This is a genomic window from Cyclobacterium jeungdonense (genome assembly GCF_010994275.1).
In the GTDB taxonomy this organism is placed as follows: Bacteria; Bacteroidota; Bacteroidia; order Cytophagales; family Cyclobacteriaceae; genus Cyclobacterium; species Cyclobacterium jeungdonense.
Genome location: NZ_WMCD01000003.1, coordinates 98,778 through 116,731, shown reverse-complemented (window position 1 = coordinate 116,731; position 17,954 = coordinate 98,778). Strand labels below are relative to the sequence as shown.

The 17,954-nt window shown below is 43.2% G+C and carries 15 protein-coding genes; 4 read left to right on the top strand and 11 right to left on the bottom strand.

The annotated features are described in order from the left end of the window. Positions 1–83: 83 nt before the first annotated feature. Entirely contained in the window at positions 84–4,370 is a 4,287-nt protein-coding gene (gene dnaE, locus GKS34_RS08005; RefSeq protein ID WP_163384290.1) for a DNA polymerase III subunit alpha, read from the top strand. Between the two features lie 92 nt (positions 4,371–4,462). Then, positions 4,463–4,783 (top strand): thioredoxin, encoded by a 321-nt coding sequence (trxA, locus tag GKS34_RS08000; protein ID WP_163384289.1) that lies wholly within the window; start codon positions 4,463–4,465, stop codon positions 4,781–4,783. Between the two features lie 75 nt (positions 4,784–4,858). On the opposite strand, the gene rffA is transcribed toward trxA, so the two are convergent. The 9 genes from rffA to cmk form a co-directional block, all read right to left on the bottom strand. Continuing rightward, positions 4,859–5,986: a dTDP-4-amino-4,6-dideoxygalactose transaminase gene (gene rffA, locus GKS34_RS07995; RefSeq protein ID WP_163384288.1), complete on the bottom strand. Its 1,128-nt coding sequence runs from the start codon at positions 5,984–5,986 to the stop codon at positions 4,859–4,861. Position 5,987: 1 nt separating this feature from the next. Further along, positions 5,988–6,614: a DUF502 domain-containing protein gene (locus tag GKS34_RS07990; RefSeq protein ID WP_163384287.1), complete on the bottom strand. Its 627-nt coding sequence runs from the start codon at positions 6,612–6,614 to the stop codon at positions 5,988–5,990. A gap of 102 nt (positions 6,615–6,716) precedes the next feature. Further along, positions 6,717–7,328: an NADH:ubiquinone reductase (Na(+)-transporting) subunit E gene (gene nqrE / locus GKS34_RS07985; RefSeq protein WP_162416300.1), complete on the bottom strand. Its 612-nt coding sequence runs from the start codon at positions 7,326–7,328 to the stop codon at positions 6,717–6,719. Between the two features lie 12 nt (positions 7,329–7,340). Then, positions 7,341–8,024 (bottom strand): NADH:ubiquinone reductase (Na(+)-transporting) subunit D, encoded by a 684-nt coding sequence (locus GKS34_RS07980; protein WP_163384286.1) that lies wholly within the window; start codon positions 8,022–8,024, stop codon positions 7,341–7,343. Positions 8,025–8,050: 26 nt separating this feature from the next. Then, positions 8,051–8,818 carry an NADH:ubiquinone reductase (Na(+)-transporting) subunit C gene (nqrC, locus tag GKS34_RS07975; RefSeq protein WP_163384285.1) on the bottom strand — a complete coding sequence of 256 codons (768 nt, stop codon included), beginning with the start codon at positions 8,816–8,818 and terminating at the stop codon, positions 8,051–8,053. Further along, entirely contained in the window at positions 8,805–10,007 is a 1,203-nt protein-coding gene (locus tag GKS34_RS07970) for an NADH:ubiquinone reductase (Na(+)-transporting) subunit B (RefSeq protein WP_163384284.1), read from the bottom strand. Before GKS34_RS07970 ends, nqrC begins: the two co-directional genes overlap by 14 nt. A 4-nt stretch (positions 10,008–10,011) precedes the next feature. Beyond that, positions 10,012–11,373 carry a Na(+)-translocating NADH-quinone reductase subunit A gene (locus GKS34_RS07965; protein WP_163384283.1) on the bottom strand — a complete coding sequence of 454 codons (1,362 nt, stop codon included), beginning with the start codon at positions 11,371–11,373 and terminating at the stop codon, positions 10,012–10,014. A gap of 129 nt (positions 11,374–11,502) precedes the next feature. Further along, positions 11,503–12,405 (bottom strand): 4-hydroxy-3-methylbut-2-enyl diphosphate reductase, encoded by a 903-nt coding sequence (locus GKS34_RS07960; RefSeq protein WP_163384282.1) that lies wholly within the window; start codon positions 12,403–12,405, stop codon positions 11,503–11,505. A gap of 4 nt (positions 12,406–12,409) precedes the next feature. Then, complete coding sequence (cmk, locus tag GKS34_RS07955; protein WP_163384281.1) at positions 12,410–13,087, bottom strand: (d)CMP kinase; 678 nt, start codon at positions 13,085–13,087, stop codon at positions 12,410–12,412. 155 nt (positions 13,088–13,242) lie between these two features. Between cmk and ade the strand changes: the two genes are divergently transcribed. Next, on the top strand, positions 13,243–14,898 hold the full coding sequence (gene ade, locus GKS34_RS07950; protein WP_163384280.1) for an adenine deaminase: 1,656 nt from the start codon (positions 13,243–13,245) through the stop codon (positions 14,896–14,898). Positions 14,899–14,979: 81 nt separating this feature from the next. Beyond that, on the top strand, positions 14,980–16,239 hold the full coding sequence (locus GKS34_RS07945) for a sensor histidine kinase (RefSeq protein ID WP_163384279.1): 1,260 nt from the start codon (positions 14,980–14,982) through the stop codon (positions 16,237–16,239). A gap of 29 nt (positions 16,240–16,268) precedes the next feature. Here GKS34_RS07945 and GKS34_RS07940 read toward each other — a convergent pair whose 3' ends face one another. Together GKS34_RS07940 and GKS34_RS07935 are read right to left on the bottom strand one after the other, a co-directional pair. Then, a complete protein-coding gene (locus GKS34_RS07940; RefSeq protein WP_163384278.1) occupies positions 16,269–17,348 on the bottom strand; it encodes a DUF3810 domain-containing protein in 1,080 nt (359 codons plus the stop codon). Positions 17,349–17,367: 19 nt separating this feature from the next. Next, positions 17,368–17,949, bottom strand: a complete 582-nt coding sequence (locus GKS34_RS07935) for a NifU family protein (protein WP_163384277.1) — start codon at positions 17,947–17,949, stop codon at positions 17,368–17,370. Positions 17,950–17,954: the final 5 nt, after the last annotated feature.

Genomic DNA, 17,954 nt, shown 5'->3' with positions numbered 1-17,954 from the left:
TGGCAGATCCCCTGGATTCCATGTATTTTTAAATGTGGATCCGAAAACAGGAGTTCACTTCAAAAATCAGTAAAACAAGCCAGATGTATTTAATATTTGATACCGAAACCACCGGATTACCCAGAGACTACAATGCCCCCATTTCCGATCTGGATAACTGGCCGCGTTTGGTCCAGTTGGCCTGGCAGCTACATGATGAAAGGGGAGGATTAATCTCCCAGCAAAATTTTATAGTAAAGCCGGACGGCTTTACCATCCCCTACAATGCCGAAAAAATACACGGGATTTCCACCCAAAGAGCCCTGAAAGACGGGCACGAACTGGGTCAGGTATTGGAGGAGTTTGAAAAGGATCTGAAAAACTGCCGCTATCTGGTGGGGCACAACATTGGGTTTGATATCAGCGTAGTGGGTGCTGAAAAGTTGCGGGCCAAAAAGCCGGTTAACTTATTGGAAAAAGAAAGTCTGGATACCAAGGACCTTTCTACCGATTTCTGTGCCATACCTGGAGGAAAGGGGGGCAAATACAAGTGGCCTACGCTTCTGGAACTGCACATCAAACTGTTTGGAAAGGGTTTTGGAGATGCCCACGATGCTGCCTATGACGTAGATGCTACGGCAAAATGTTTTTTTGGCCTGATTAAGGAGCAGGTGTTGCCTCCTGCGGAAGGTTTATCCGTAAAAGAGGTTATTTACGAGGCTCCCGATCTCGAGGAGGCCAACTTTGCCGCCGCCAAAGACGATGGAAAAACAGCGGCAAAAGAAGTATTAAAGGCAGCTGACGGGGCTGACATTTCGGATTTGAAAGACGTTCCTTTCAGCCATTTGCATGTGCATACCCAGTTTTCAATTTTACAGGCCACTTCTGAAATCCCCGTGGCCATACAGAGGGCCAAAGATTTGGGGATGCAGGCCCTGGCCATGACTGATCATGGCAACATGATGGGAGCTTTTCACTTTGTACGGGAGGCCTACAATCAGGGAATCAAACCCATTATCGGTTGCGAATTTAACCTTTGCCGGGATCGGAAAAACAAAGCCAACAAGGACGATGGATATCAAACGGTACTGCTAGCCAAAAATAAAAAAGGCTATCACAACCTGGCCAAACTCTCCTCCTATGCAAATATTGAAGGGTTTTATTATTTGCCCCGCATCGACAGGGAGTTACTGGTTGAGTACAAGGGAGACATCATTGCCACCACTGGAGGCTTGTGGGGAGAAATCCCCTACCTCATTTTGAACGTGGGAGAAACTCAGGCCGAGGAGGCATTTGTATGGTGGCTGGAACAATTTGGTGAAGATTTTTACATAGAGCTAAACCGGCATGGCATTCCGGAAGAAGAAAAGGTTAATGAAGTCTTACTGCAATGGGCAGCTAAGTATAAGGTTCCGTACTTTGCGGCAAACAATAGCTACTACAACACAAAAACAGACGCAAAAGCGCACGATATTTTGCTTTGTGTTAAGGATGGGGAATTGGTAGCAAAACCAAGAAAATACATTGGTAAAAGGGGTAGGGAGTACCGATATGGGTTTCCAAACGAAGAATTTTACCTTAAAAGTCCGGAAGAAATGAAAAAACTCTTCGCTGACCTCCCGGAAGCCATTGCCTGTACCAATGAAATTGTAAAAAAAGTAGAACCCTTCAAGTTAGCCCGTGAGGTGTTACTGCCCAAGTTCGACATTCCCGAAGAATTCATAGATCCGCAGGATGATGTGGATGGGGGTAAAAGGGGAGAAAATGCTTTCCTAAGATACCTGACGTACGAAGGTGCCAAAAAGCGGTACGAAACCCTCACTGATGAAATCAAAGAACGACTGGACTTTGAATTGGAAACCATAGAAAGGACAGGGTATCCCGGGTATTTTTTGATTGTTCAGGATTTTACCCGGGCAGCAAGGGATATGGGTGTGTCCGTGGGCCCAGGCAGGGGCTCCGCAGCGGGATCGGCAGTGGCATTTTGTGTGGGAATCACCAACGTGGATCCCATCGCCTATGATCTCCTGTTTGAGCGCTTTCTGAATCCTGATAGGGTATCCCTTCCGGATATCGATATTGACTTTGATGATGAAGGTCGGCAACGTGTGATTGATTATGTAATAAAAAAATATGGCGCCAATCAAGTAGCGCAGATCATTACCTATGGCACCATGGCTGCTAAGTCTGCCATCAGAGATACTGCAAGGGTATTGGACCTCCCGCTCTCGGAGGCAGACAGGCTTGCTAAACTAGTGCCCGATATCAAGCTCAAAAGCCTCTTTGAGCTTGCCAATGACCGTCCACGACTTTCTGCCAAGCTTAAAAACAACAATGAGAACCTGGACAAAGCGCTGGAACTGATCCGTATATCCAAGGGAAATGACGACAGTGCCAAAACCGTAAATCAGGCAAAAGTCCTGGAAGGGTCCGTACGAAACACCGGCATTCACGCCTGTGGAGTCATCATCACACCCGATGATATCACGAATTTTGTACCGGTGGCATTGGCCAAGGACTCGGACATGGTCTGTACCCAATTTGACAACTCCGTAGTAGAAAGTGCCGGGCTGTTAAAGATGGATTTTTTGGGATTAAAAACCCTAACTCTCATAAAAGACGCGGTCAGGATTATCCAGGAACGGCACGGCGTTCAGTTGGATCCTGAAAACTTTCCCATAGACGATCAAAAAACGTACGAATTGTTTCAGAGGGGAGAAACTATTGGCATTTTCCAATACGAATCTGCAGGCATGCAAAAGTACATGAGGGAGCTCAAACCCACTGTTTTTGCGGATCTGATTGCCATGAACGCCTTGTACCGTCCGGGGCCGCTGGAATACATCCCCAGCTTTATCAAAAGAAAACACGGTACCGAAGCCATTTCCTATGATTTGGAGGATATGGAAGAATTCCTGGAAGAAACCTACGGAATTACAGTCTATCAGGAGCAGGTGATGTTGCTCTCCCAAAAGTTGGCGGGCTTCACGAAGGGCGAGGCGGACGTTCTTCGAAAGGCCATGGGGAAAAAACAAAAGGACGTGCTAGATAAAATGAAACCCAAATTCATAGATCAGGCTGCTACCAAAGGGCACGATTCTAAAAAGCTTGAAAAAATATGGAAAGATTGGGAAGCCTTTGCATCCTATGCCTTTAATAAATCACACTCAACCTGTTATGCCTGGATTGCTTACCAAACGGCGTATCTGAAGGCCCACTATCCGGCCGAATACATGGCCTCCGTACTGAGCAATAACATGAATGACATTACGCAGGTAACCTTCTTCATGGAGGAGTGCAAGCGCATGGGAATACAGGTTTTGGGTCCAGATATCAACGAATCCAAAAGTGATTTTACGGTAAATATGGAAGGACAGGTACGCTTTGGCATGGCCGCTATCAAAGGAACTGGCAATGCGGCCGTGCAAGCCATCATCGAAGAGCGGGAAGCTTCGGGCCTCTACAAAAATATTTTTGATTTTACCAAACGGGTCAATCTCCGCGCAGTAAACAAAAAAACCATGGAAGTATTAGCAATGGCTGGTGGCTATGACTGCTTTACTGAATTTCACCGTAGGCAGTATCTGGAGGCTGCTGAGGGTGAAGCCAGCCTTTTGGAAAAGGCGGTAAAATATGCCCAAAAGGTGATCCAGGAAGAAGAAAGCTCACAGGTATCACTATTTGGCGGAGGAAATGGAACCGATATTCCACTACCTACCATTCCTTCACTGGAACCCTTTAGCCAGCTGCAGCAACTCAATATTGAAAAGGAAGTAGTGGGCCTGTACATTTCAGGACACCCATTGGATCAGTTCAGGGTAGAAATAGAAGCGTTTACCAATACCAGTTTACCGGAATTAACGGATCTCACCCAAGTAAAAAACAAAGGAGAAATAAAACTGGCAGGGGCTGTTACTTCCTTTGCTCACCGTACTACCAAGAACGGCAAACCTTTTGGAACACTCAGTTTGGAGGATTATCATGGAGGACATACCTTTTTTCTTTTTGGAGAAGATTATGTGAAATTTAAGCAATATTTTATGACTGGGTGGTTTTTGTACCTTTCAGGCAGTGTCCATCCCAACAAGTACAAACCAGGAGAATACGAGTTTAAGATCAATCAGATGGTTTTATTAAATGAAATTCGCGGCCGCATGATCAAAGGTATCCGGGTGCACATCGACCTGGATGACCTCAGCCTGGACTTGATGGAAAAACTGGAAGAAATCAGCAAAAAGTACCAGGGGGAGGCAAAACTGTACATCAATATCATTGACAATAAAGAAAACATAACGCTGGACCTGATGTCCTCCCGTTATAAGATAGATCCTTCCAATGATTTAATCCAGGCACTGGAGAAAATTCCGGAGGTGGCCTATAAGATCATTTAGGTAGGATCGAAGGAAAATTTGATTGGCAGATGGAACTAATCAGATGATAATCGGATTAAGATATATGTTTCAAAAATTTTAATTACAATAAAATGGCAAAAGCAATTGAAGTTACAGATACCAACTTTGAAGAAATCATCAATTCAGAACATCCGGTTTTGATAGACTTTTGGGCAGAATGGTGTGGCCCTTGCAAAATGATTGGGCCGATAGTAGAAGAACTCGCTGGGGATTACGAAGGAAAGGCTACCATTGCGAAAATGGATGTAGACTCCAATCCAGGGGTACCCTCTCAGTTTGGAATCAGGAGCATCCCAACCTTGCTGATATTTAAAGAAGGTAAAGTAGTAGATAAAGTTATCGGAGCCGTTCCTAAATCGGTTCTCGCAGATAAATTAGAAGCACAGATATAATCTTATATCTTTTGTGGAATCAAGAAGGCCCTTTTTGTTGAAGAAGGGTCTTTTTTTTGTTCTTTTCCTGGTCATTCAGGACAGCAAACTATTTTCCAATGATTTGACATCCAGATCGGCAAAAACAGGTAACCGTAGCAACCTTTCCTGATATTTCTCCGCTTGCAACAAAGGCTTTCCCTGATACCTGTTCTTAAAATAGGGACTCTGATGCAGGCAGCGGTAATGAGAAACCGAAAGAATGCCTCTGGACTTTAAAAAATCAATCAAGGCGTCCCGATCCTGAATATGCTCCATTACAAGGTAATAGGTGTTGTAATTTTGTCTGGCATATAAGGGAATTACAGGCTTTTGCCCGAAGAAGGTAGCCAAAATCTCCTTTAAATTTGCCTGGTACCAGTTCCAGACTGCCGCTCTTTTTTCTTGAATGATGGCCAGGTTTTCTAACTGGGACCACAGCCAGGCCGCAGTGATTTCCGAAGGTGCAAATGCAGAACCCAACCGTACCCATTCATAGGATAGGACATGTCCCATTTCGAATTCAGAGCGGTTGGTCCCCCTGTTCCATACCAAATCTGCTTCCTTAAAAAATGACGGGTTATTGACCACCAACAGGCCTCCTTCTCCACAACTGATGTTCTTCGTTTCATGGAAAGAAAAGGTAGCAAAATCCCCCATACTACCTAAAGGCAATGCATCACCATCCTTTGCCAGGTAATAACCATCTAAAGCCGCCGCTGCATCTTCAATCAAAAACAAACCGTACTTCTTACATAAGTCAAGGATTGGCTCCATATGACAGGCTACTCCCCCATAGTGGACAAGTACCAAAGCACGAGTTCGGCTACTTATAAGATTTTCTATTTTTGCTTCATCAATACCTGGATAATCGGGTCGGCTATCGGCAAATACCAAGCGACATCCGCGAAGCGCAAAGGCATTGGCTGTACTAACATAGGAATAGCTTGGAAGAATTACTTCGTCTTCAGGCCCAAGGTTTAGCAACAGGGCTGCCATTTCAAGTGCCTGGGTACAAGAATGAGTCAGAAAGGTTTTTTTAAACCCAAACCTGCTTTCAAAAAAATGCTGGCATTTTTGAGTGTATTTTCCATTCGAGGATAATTTACCCTGTGCAAGTGCCGCTTGAATGTGTTCCCATTCCTTGCCGGTAACATAAGGCCGATTAAAAGGAATGGGATACATATCAAAGACCTTCTGAAGACAACCCTGGCTCCCGACCCTGCTGATCTTTCGCTTTGTTTGGGTTCTTGTAGTAATTCAGCTGCGACACGCCTCCTGAAACAATAAACTTCATGATTTCGGTACTGTTCACATTTTTTAAGCGGGTAATGTTTGCTCTTGGAACCAAAAACAGGTTGCCGCTAAAATTATATGAATGTGGAAAGTATACGGCCACTAGTTCTTCTTGCCCAAGGACGGAGAGGTCATCCTGAGTCATGAAACCTAAGCGAGACATATTTTCCGATAGTTTTACGATAATGGGAGTATTGAATTTTTTCTTATCCCCGACAAAAGCGGACATCAGGTCTTTAATGCTCGTATAAAGGATATTTACTAAAGGAATTTTAAAAACTATTTTTTCCAACTCCTCAAAAATGGATTTTGTAATAAAAATGCTGGTCAGGTAGCCTACGAGTGTTACAAATACCAACATGACAAGTATTCCCAGCCCGGGAATATTTACCGGAATGATGTTATCGAGAAACTGAACCGTAAGTACAATAATGTATCCTGTAAGAAAAAAGGGAACGACGAAAAGCAATCCTCGCAGAAAGTAGCCAAAAATTCGTTTTGATGTAAAATTCGCCATTGCTTTATTGGTTAAAAGCTGTAAGAAAAGAAAAACCCTGCTCTCTAAAAAAAGTGACCAGGGTTTTACAATTTGAATCAAATTGAGTTTATAAGCTGAAAGTTACAAATCAATTCCCATGAAGGACATGAATGCAATTCCCATAAGCCCCGTAATCAGCATGGTAATACCAAGTCCTTTCAATCCGTTAGGGACGTTTGAATACTTCAGTTTTTCCCGAATGGCAGCTAACGCAACAATGGCAAGAAAGAACCCCGTTCCGGATCCAAATCCATAAACTGTAGCTTCTGCCAGGGTATAGTCCCTTTGCGCCATAAAAAGCGATCCTCCCAGGATGGCACAGTTTACCGCAATCAAGGGAAGAAAAATACCCAGCGCACCATAGAGTGCCGGAGCAAATTTTTCCACTACCATTTCTACCAATTGAACCATGGCTGCAATGATGGCAATAAACATGATGAATCGTAAAAAGGTTAGGTCAATGGTAGCAAAAGATGCTCCCAAAAAGGCCAATGCTCCTTCTTTCAATATAAATTCATTCAAAAGCCAGTTGAGCGGCACGGTAATCGTCAAAACGAAAATTACAGCAGCTCCAAGTCCCAGAGCCGTGCTCACTTTTTTGGACACCGCCAGAAACGAACACATCCCCAGAAAATAGGCAAAAACCATGTTGTCAATAAAAATTGACCGTATTGCTAAGTTAAATAATTCCATTCCTTCTTTCTTTTAATGTTCCACATAACCAGTTTTGGTGCGCTGCACCCAAATCAGCAGGCCAAGGATAATAAAGGCTCCCACCGGGGATACCATTAGCCCGTTAGTAGCCAACTGGAAGTCGCCACCGAAAAGGCTGGATATTCCATCGAAAATAGGAATGCCAAATAAAGAACCCGATCCCCATAATTCCCTAAAAAATGCTACGGTCAAAATGATCCAGGAGTATCCCAAGGCACTTCCAAATCCATCCAGCACCGAGTCATAAGGTTTATTACCCAGGGCATATGCTTCCAGGCGACCCATAACAATACAATTAGTAATGATCAAACCTACAAAAACAGAAAGCTCCTTGTACATATCATAAGCGAAGGCTTGCAATACTTCATTCACTAAGGTCACCAAGGAAGCGACTACTGCCAATTGTACGATGATTCTCACCCTGGTTGGGATTTTATTCCGTAACAGAGAAATCGAAAGGTTGGCCATTACCATTACAAAAATAACCGATAATGCCATTACCAAGGTAGGCTGCATCTGCGTGGTAACCGCAAGCGCAGAACAAATACCCAAAACCTGAATGGTAATGGGATTATCATCTACCAGGGGATCCGTTACCAGCTTTTTTCTTCTTTTTGAAAGAAGCGCTTCTGACTCTTTTAACGCTATTTCTTTTTCAGCTGTGTCTGTACTCATATCGTTGTTCAATTGAAACTTTCAAATTAATTCAATGCCATTCCGGATGCACCTTCTTTATTCTTTTCGATGTAAGCTTTATAATGCTCCAGATAACTCTTCAACATTTTATTCACCCCTTCAGCCGTAATGGTAGCGCCTGATAGGCCATCCACTTTATGCGGCTCTCCGGAGTAGTCTTTGCCTTCTCCTTTTTGCATAACTACCGATACTAACTCGCCGCTCTCATTGAAAATGGACTTTTCTTTGTATCGTTCCTGAACGTCAGTAGAAGTAATTCTCGCACCTAGTCCGGGAGTTTCGCCAGCATGCGAAAAGGTAATCCCCTCAATGGTCTCCATGTTGGTTTGCAAAGCCAGGTATCCCCATATATTATCCCATAACCCGTTTCCATAAACAGGAAAGATGTAGGACGCAACAGCATCTACATTTCCTTCTTCATGGAAAATAAATACAGGATACAGCCTATCTTCCGGATCCTTTTTATAATTTTTCCCAACATCGATAGTTTCCGCGGTAACCTGCGCCCCATCTTGTTCTTCTACTTCTTCTCCATCTATGTTGACCACCTTTGAGGAAATTCGGCTCTGGTAAAAGGAATTGATTTCATCAGGCTTCATGGCGTCAATTTTTTCCGCAGGCATAACCGCACCCAAAATTTGTTTTTTTGTATCTAGTTCCTCTGCCTTTTTCTGAATTGGTTTCAATACCTCAGCGGTCCCGGAAAGCAATAATCCCAAAACTACGGTTAGGATAATTGAAAATGTGATAATGTAAGCATTAGACTGTTGCACGTTGTAACCTCCTTTTCTTGTTAGCTTTTACTACATAATGATCTATCAGCGGGGCAAAAACATTCATAAACAGCACTGCCAGCATGATTCCTTCCGGGTAAGCAGGATTTGTAACCCTTATAATTATGGTAAGCACCCCGATCAACAGGCCGTAAATCCATTTTCCGGATTCCGTCTGAGCAGCCGAAACAGGATCTGTTGCCATAAATACAATTCCGAAGGCAATCCCTCCCATCACCAGGTGATAATGAGCCGGCATGGCCATGTACTCGTTTACTGCCAATAATTGCATAACAGCAGCCATAATATAAGCACCACCAAAAGCACTCACCATGATTTTCCAACTGGCTACACCGGTGAAGAGTAAAATCGCTGCCCCTAATAAAACCATCAATGTGGATGTTTCTCCAATGGAGCCTGGAATGAATCCAAAAAACATATTGGCAAAACTAAACATATTATCCACTATCGCTGAATTGTGACTGGCCAGGTTCGAAACGACATTTACGCCTTCTTGTCCTGATTGGTAAGCGACAGAAAGTGCTGTAGCACCCGAAAACCCATCTACAGGGGTTTTGTCACCTAAATAGGTCCAAACCTGATCTCCTGAAATCTGAGCAGGATAAGCAAAGTACAAAAAGGCCCTTGCGGTCATGGCCACATTCAGAATATTCATTCCCGTTCCACCAAAAACCTCCTTCGCGATTACTACCGCAAAGATGGTAGCAAGCGCCACCTGCCATAAAGGGGTGGTGGCAGGAACCACCAGAGGAATCAACATTCCGGTTACCAAAAACCCTTCATTAATAGGATGTTTACGAACCACTGCAAAACTAGCTTCCACCAAACCTCCAGCTGCATATGCCACGATAACGATAGGTAGTACCAGCGTAAGTCCCAAGATAAATTTATCCCCAAAACTGGCTGCTTCACCTACGGCGAGGTAATGCATGTGGCCGGTATTATAAATACCGAAAAGCAAACAGGGAATCATGGCGATCACTACTGTGATCATCATTCGCTTCAAATCTATCGCATCTTTTACCTGTGCTCCTCTTGGTGCTGTTGTATGCTTGGGCGAAAACATAAATGTTTCCCCAGCCTCATACAAGTAGTAGAGGTTTTCTAATTTTCCTCCCTTTTGAAAAAGGGGCTTCTGCTTATCCAGCAGATCACGTAAAAACTTCATATGGTTAACTAAATTGAATGAGTTCTATACCTTTTCTAACTATTTCCTGGACCGGGTGTTTGGAAACATCAACAAATTCACAAAGTGCCAGATCTTCCTCAATAACCTCATATATACCCAACTCCTCCATTTCATCAAAATCCTCTGCCATAATGGCCTTTAGGAGATATACCGGATAAATATCCATTGGAGTTACGCTTTCGAAAACACCCGTTTGCACAAACGCTCTCTCCTCTCCTCTGACATTGGAATCCAGGACGTATTCCTTTTTAGGGTTTAAAAAGGACAACAAACCAAGGGCTTTATGATAACTCAATTTTTCTGTGGTAGGCTTCATCCACCCGAGAAACTCATAATAATCCCCTTCTGGAATCAAAGTCAGCTGGTGGTCGTAAAACCCAAGGTATCCATCCCGGTTAATTTTCTCGCCAGTCAACACATTTCCTGATATCACTCTAATGTTATCTGTCTTGGTATTTCCAGCAACATAGCTATCCACACAGCTTCCAATATAGGTTTGGGCATAGACAGGGGTTTTAATTTCTGAGCCAGTTAACGCTATCAGCTTGGAGGCATCATACTGCCCATTGGTAAATAACTTCCCGATTTGCACCACCCCATAAGGGTTCAGCGTCCAAATCGTTTCTCCTTTATTGATAGGAGCAATGTGGTGGATTTGAACCCCCACATTTCCGGAAGGATGAGGGCCGGAAAAATAATTCGTTTCCACGCCCTGAATGTTTGCAAATTCGGATGATTTAGATTCACCGGACAGCCCCAGGTAAATTTTACCTTCCGTCAGTTTTTTCAACACGTTTATACCCGCTTGAAAATAATTGGCCTGCCCTTTAAAGAGGAAATCATAATCAGGAGCCAATGGGTGGGTATCAAATCCGGAAATAAAAATATTTTTGGGTTCGTCCTCCGGATTGGCCACAACACCATAAGGGCGTTGAATAATTTGCGGCCATACACCGGTAGCCGTCATATGGTCCACTAATTTTTCCCTACTCGCAGCAGCAATGTCTGCATCGGTGTATTTTTCGAAATCCTCAAAATTTATTTCACTGTCTGCAAGGATTTTGATTTCCAGCAACGCTCTTTTTTCTCCACGCTTGATTTCAACAATTTCCCCGGAAACAGGTGCGACGTATTGCACTTTTTCCAATTTCTTGTCAAATAAAATGGGAGAGCCTGCCTTCACCGTATCACCTTCTTTTACGATGACCTTTGGTCGTTGCATTCCGATAAAATCTGTAGGCTTGATGGCAAAGGTTTTGACAGATTGAAAATCACCGATCTTTTTTTCGGCTTTACCAACCAGGCGTATATCAAACCCTTTTTTAAGCTTGATTTGTTTTGACATATTTATTTTTTGAAACTATATGATCCTATGAAAAACGCCTCAAATCTAATAAATTACATTAGTTATTAGAAGCTAATTCCGTGTTTATTTATCAAATATTGGACGATTGCCCCCGTCTTGTAGGCTTATTTATAATTCCGCTTCAGCCGTACGTGTATCAAAAAACAGAATGTGTTCTTTAATTTGCTCCATCAGCCACATAGGGGTAGAAGTAGCTCCACAAATGCCTACCTTATCTTCGGGCACGATCCAGTTGGGATTTATATCCTGCTCATTTTCGACAAAATAACTCCTGCTATTTACTCCCTTGCAGACCTGATACAAGGCCTTCCCGTTCGAACTTTTTTTGCCTGAAACGAAAATGATGACATCATTGTCTTCCGAGAACTTTTGTAGTTGAGGTTCTCGGTTGGAGACTTGCCTGCAGATGGAATCATTGGCATTAAAATCCAGTTCTTCCATACTTCCTTTGGCTTCTCGAATCCGCTCTTCGATTTTTTGTTTAAGCGCATAAAAGCCTTTGGTACTTTTGGTGGTTTGACTGAATAGTGTAACCGGCCTTGAAAAATCAATTTGTTCAAGGTCCTCATCATCCATCACAACGATGGCTTTTTCCAAGGTTTGACCGGTCAGACCAATGACCTCAGCATGCCCCTTTTTCCCATAAATAACAATTTGCCCATCCTGGTCCTGCATTTTATCGAAGGCGGTTTTCACCCTGTGCTGCAGCTTTAATACCACGGGACAAGAGGCATCGATTAGTTCGATGTTGTTTTCAATGGCCGTACGATAGGTTTCCGGTGGCTCTCCATGAGCCCGGATCAGGACCTTACAGTCGTGAAGACAGCGTAAATCTTCCCTGTCGATCACCACCAGCCCCTTTTTGCTCAATCGTTTCACTTCCATATCATTATGAACGATATCTCCTAAACAATACAATTTCCGGTCGTCGGCCATTTCATCCTCGGCCATTTTTATGGCGTATTCCACTCCAAAACAATACCCTGAATTTTTATCTATTGTAACTTCCATAAAATTAATCCATTCTCTCCTTTGCCAATTCCAGTATCCTCAAGACCTGCTCATTAAAATCCAAATAGCTGGTATCCAACTCCACCGCATCTTCTGCTTTTTTTAAGGGACTTATCTCCCTCCCGCTATCCTGGGCATCCCTTGATTCCAGGTTTTCCTGTACCTTATCCAAACTTACCCGCTGGCCTTTTTCCAATAACTCACGTTGCCTTCGCTCCGCCCGGATTATGGTATCGGCTTTCATAAATATTTTCAACTCCGCATTCGGGAATACAACTGTCCCAATGTCCCTGCCATCCATCACAATACCTTTATTTTTACCTAAACCTCGCTGCTTTTCAACTAAAGTAGCCCTTACTTGGGGAATCTTGCTAATCTCACTAACGCTCGCCGACACTTCCATCCCTCGCACTTCCCTTTCTACATTAACTCCATTCAGGTAGACTTGTTGGGTTCCATCAGCTTCATTGTGCCGGAATTCAATTTCAATTTCCCGCAGGCTTCGATCTATTTCCTCTGGCTGAGAGGTGTCAATGTGGTTTTCTAAAAAATAAAGGGTTACAGCCCTATACATAGCACCGGAATCCAAATAGGTATACCGCAAAGCTTTAGCCACCGCCTTTGCTGTGGTACTTTTCCCACAACCGGAATAACCGTCAATGGCAATGATGATTTTTTTCATTAATAAAAAATGAATGGTACCTGCTTTCCTTTTCAGATGCAAATATAGTATATTTATGACTATTCCGGGCAGTAGACTTTATTTGTATCGGTCTTTTATTCCAATCAGGTTTAGAAACCAACAGAAATAGTACTATTTAAACTTTTAACAGTCGAATGACAACAGCTTTTAGCGTGAGGGGACAATATGTGGATATTGAAAAGAGGGAAATTTATCCGGCAAAAATTGAGGTGAGCAATGGCCACGTGAAGTCCGTTGATCGCCTCCCTGCTGCACCCCCACACTATCTGCTCCCCGGATTTATTGATGCACATGTGCACGTGGAATCCTCTCTGTTGGTTCCTGCTTCCTTCGCCAGACTTGCTGTGGTCCATGGAACCATCGCAACGGTCTCTGATCCGCATGAAATTGCCAACGTTTGCGGTATGGAAGGCATTGCGTTCATGATAGCCAACGGAGAAAAAACAGCGTTCAAATTTTTCTTTGGAGCTCCTTCCTGTGTCCCTGCCACAACCTTTGAAACAGCCGGTGATGCCATTTCTCCTGAGCAAATTGAACTCCTTTTCAAGGAAGGAACTATCCATTACCTGGCCGAAATGATGAATTGGCCAAGCGTATTGGCGGAGGACCCACTGGTAATGAAAAAAATCCAACTTGCCCACAAGTATGGAAAGCCCGTAGATGGGCATGCCCCGGGTCTTACTGGTGAAAAAGCCGCCAAATATGCCGCCGCAGGAATTACCACAGATCATGAGTGCATTACATTCGAAGAAGGAAGAGATAGGATAAAAAACGGCATGAAGGTAGCCATCCGGGAAGGAAGTGCTGCCAGAAACTTCGAGGCACTGATTGACCTGATAGATGAATTTCCGGAACAGGTCATGTTTTGCTCAGATGACAAACACCCCGATAGCTTGCTGGAAGGGCATATAAATCAATTAGTTGCCAGAGCTGTTTCAAAGGGAAAAGATCTTTTTGACGTCCTCCGAGCAGCCTGCATCACACCCGTACGCCACTACGGGCTGCCGGTAGGACTACTTAAAGAGGGTGATCCAGCCGATTTTATCCTGCTGAAAGACCTGATCGATTTTAAGGTGGTTGAAACATACATCGACGGTCAGTTAATGGCCAAAGAGGGGCAGACAAGAATTCCTCATCAGGACTGTCAGCCCGTAAACCGTTTTAAAGCAGATCATCTTGACGAGGCTGCTTTTGAATTGAAACACGAAGGAGGGCCTGCGAACGTAATCCAGGCCCTGGACAGGCAATTGATTACCCGTAAAATAAGGGTCATGGTACCGGAAAGCTCCGGAAAGGTAATTAGCGACACCCAGGAAGATATTCTGAAAATTGCGGTTATCAACCGTTATGAAAAAAATTGCCCCCCACAAGTAGCGCTCATCAAAGGCTTCGGGCTGAAAGAAGGAGCCATCGCTTCTTCAGTAGCACATGATTCTCACAATCTAATAGTGGTTGGTGTGACGGACGAGGACATGAGAAAAGCAGCAAATATGATCATTGGCCGTAAAGGGGGGCTCGCTGCTGTGGACAGTCGGACAGAGGAAGTGCTTCCTTTAGAAGTGGCGGGGCTGATGAGTAAGGCAGATGCCTTCGAGGTGTCCCGGCACTATACCCGCCTGGATAAAATGGCGAAAGCAATGGGATCAAATCTACAATCTCCTTTTATGACATTGAGTTTTATGGCCCTGCTTGTTATTCCATCTATCAAGTTAAGTGACAAAGGACTTTTTGATGGTGAAAAGTTTGAATTCACCCAGATATTTAGCAATCGGCAGCAGGGAAAACATTAAAATTACGGTACTATTGTGAACTTTTGGAAAAAAATAAAAATCCGGGCTTTTCAAATTTTTTATTGGGACAATACCCCGGTCATGGAAAAACAAATTTTTAATTCTACGTTGGTGATCGTCTTTGTTTTTATGCTGGCTATGATGGCCTTCAATATTATTATCAGAAATTGGCTTTTAACTGGAATTACTTTTTTTGTCATTGTTGGATTGGTGCTTTGCTATTACTTGTTAAGAAATCGAAACCAGTTTAAATATGCCTACTTTATATTCGGAGGACTTACCTACCCCATACTGGCCATCAACTTTTTCAATAATGACGGCATAGAGGGGCCCACTTTTTATATTTTTATTCTTTGCCATCTCATTATCCTCACCATTTCTCCTATCCGGTCCTATTTTTTCTGGAGCTTGATTAATGGCTTTTCCTTTTTGGTGTTGTATTATATCGGCACCTTCCAGAATCAATGGGTCCCCAGATTATATGATAGCAATGAACTGATTTTTATTGATCACACCATTACCTATTTAGCTTGTTTGATCGGAATTGGATTTTTGGTGGCTACATTGAAGCGGTTTTACAGATCTCAAAAAAACAAGGTCAAAGTGAAAAGTAATGAATTGATCCGGATAAACCGTAGCTTAAGTAAAACCAGTTCTCAGAAGGATAAAATCATTACCATCATTTCCCATGACTTAAAAAATCCACTTCAATCCATTATGCAGACCTTGGAACTCATCAATAAGGGAGAGCTACCCCCTGATGAAATGGAATTTCTACACGAAGAATTGCTCAAAATTACAACCAGGACTTATAATATGATGGAAAACATATTGGACTGGTCCTCTTTTGAATTAAAAAACACAGCTATCCGAACCAAGGAAATTCGGTTGAAAGAACTATTTGAAGATACCATCGAGATATTAAAGGTAATCGCCAAGCAAAAATCCATTTCTTTATCAGTCAACTACCGGAAAAATCCACTGGTCAAGATTGAAACGGACCGTTTGCTGTTGATTCTTAGAAACCTGGTCCAGAATGCCATTAAATTCACTGCTTCCGGAGGACAGGTAAGTATGGAAATCTTTGGTCAAAAAGATTTGGTTACCATTTCCATACAAGACAACGGAATAGGGATTTCTCAGGAACGTCTCAAAAAAATATTTGAACAAGATATCAAATCCACTTACGGCACTGAGCAAGAGAAAGGTACAGGAATGGGTTTACACCTTTGTTTCCAAAATGCCAAAAGACTGGGAGGAACCCTAGAGGTAGTTAGCAAAGAGGGAAACGGGTCCAATTTCACCCTGACCATACCCAGTGGGCTAAATTCAGTATCTTAATGAAAATGGGCGCATTTTCCTCGGAAATTTTATCGCAAATCCACTTGCTTTAGTCTCCAGGCCCTGGCAAGCATGGGAAGCTGGGCATAACTTCGAATACCAGCTTTTACCCCCTGAGATTTGAGGTAAAAATCATTGGATCTTCTGCTCAATTCCAGAAAATAGGGTCTTATTTCAAGATTGCTCTGTTGAATATCCTGAATATCCTGCCTGATTCCCTGGGGAAGTTGATCTACAAAATGCTTATAGGCTTCCGCATCCATCCGGTGCAAGTCGTTTAACTGATACCTAAGAAGTTTGAGTGACCCAGTATAGCGTAGATAGGAGTCTCCACTGCGGGTACAGACCATCCAACCCATAAAATTAGCCTCTCCTTCGTCGGTAATTCCAAAACCATGAGCAAGTTCATGGGCCAGGGTAAAGGTTTTTTCCAGGGGATGCAGGGTAGGGTCCAGGTATCCTTCTCCCGTAAACGGAAAGTAAATTCCGAAAATCCCCATACGTCTCAGGGTTCCAGCCGGATAAAAGGGCTTCACCGAAGGACTTCCATACCAGGAATACTTAAGTTTTCCCAGGGTCTGCTGCATCTCTTCTCTAAGTTGGTTTTCCAGAGCTTCAAAGTTTCGAGAAAATACCAACGGTAGGGAATCCCGATGCAGTTCCAAACGCAATGCCACCAGTTCGGCCTCCGTCAATTGCATTTCTTCCAGCAACTGTTCGCTGACCAAGGGCTCAGATCTAAGTCCCAGCTGCTTGTATAGGGGTAGCCTGTAATAATTAAATCCCCAAAGGAACAAAAACAGAAAGACCACCCAGCCACAGAAGTTCACCAGTCCTCTAAAAATAAAAAATGTTCTCTTTCTACTCCCTTTAATTCTGATCACCAACTCCTTCCCAAAATAAAACAATACCAAGAGAAGGCCTCCGACAAAAAGGTAAATAGCTGGAAATGGGAGTTTTCCTAAGGTACTGTCCAGCATTCCTCGTATAAGGGGAAACAGGCCATTTGCGTACCAGCTTTCAGTAAACTGCGGAAACGCTCCGGAAATCAACCGTAACAAAATAGCCAGGAATCCTAAAATCCCACCAATCCACTTTCCAAAGACCATTATCGGATTTGAGAAACCCTTAGATTCCTTCTGCTTCTACAGCCTTAACTTCAGGCAACATTCCGGTCAAAAGGTTTTCTATACCGGCTTTTAAAGTAACCGTACTAGAAGGACAGCCGGAACAGGCTCCTTGAAGCAAAACCTTAACAATTCCATCCTGAAAACTGTGAAACACAATGGCTCCTCCGTCTTGCTCTACTGCCGGACGGATGTATTCGTCCAAAATTCCTTTGATTTTTTTTACGGTCTCACTATCGTTTTCGTCAAAAAGGGGATCTACGTCCAGGTCTCTGGCAATAACCGATTGTCCGGTCTCTAGAAAAGTCTTGATTTGATTACGAATATGATCCTGAATATTTTCCCAGAGAATATCGCTCTTCTTGGTTATGGTGACAAAGTTGGCGGCAATAAATACCCTTTCTACAGCGGCAAAATTGAATAACTCCTTAGCGAGGGGAGACTTTTCAGCACTAGGTTCATCCGGAAAATCAAAACTAACTCCATCTTCAACGAGCATAAAATTCACGACAAATTTCAATGAATTGGGGTTTGGATTGGCCTCTAAGTAAAGATGAACAGGCTTTTTTTGTGCTTCCAGCATGGTAT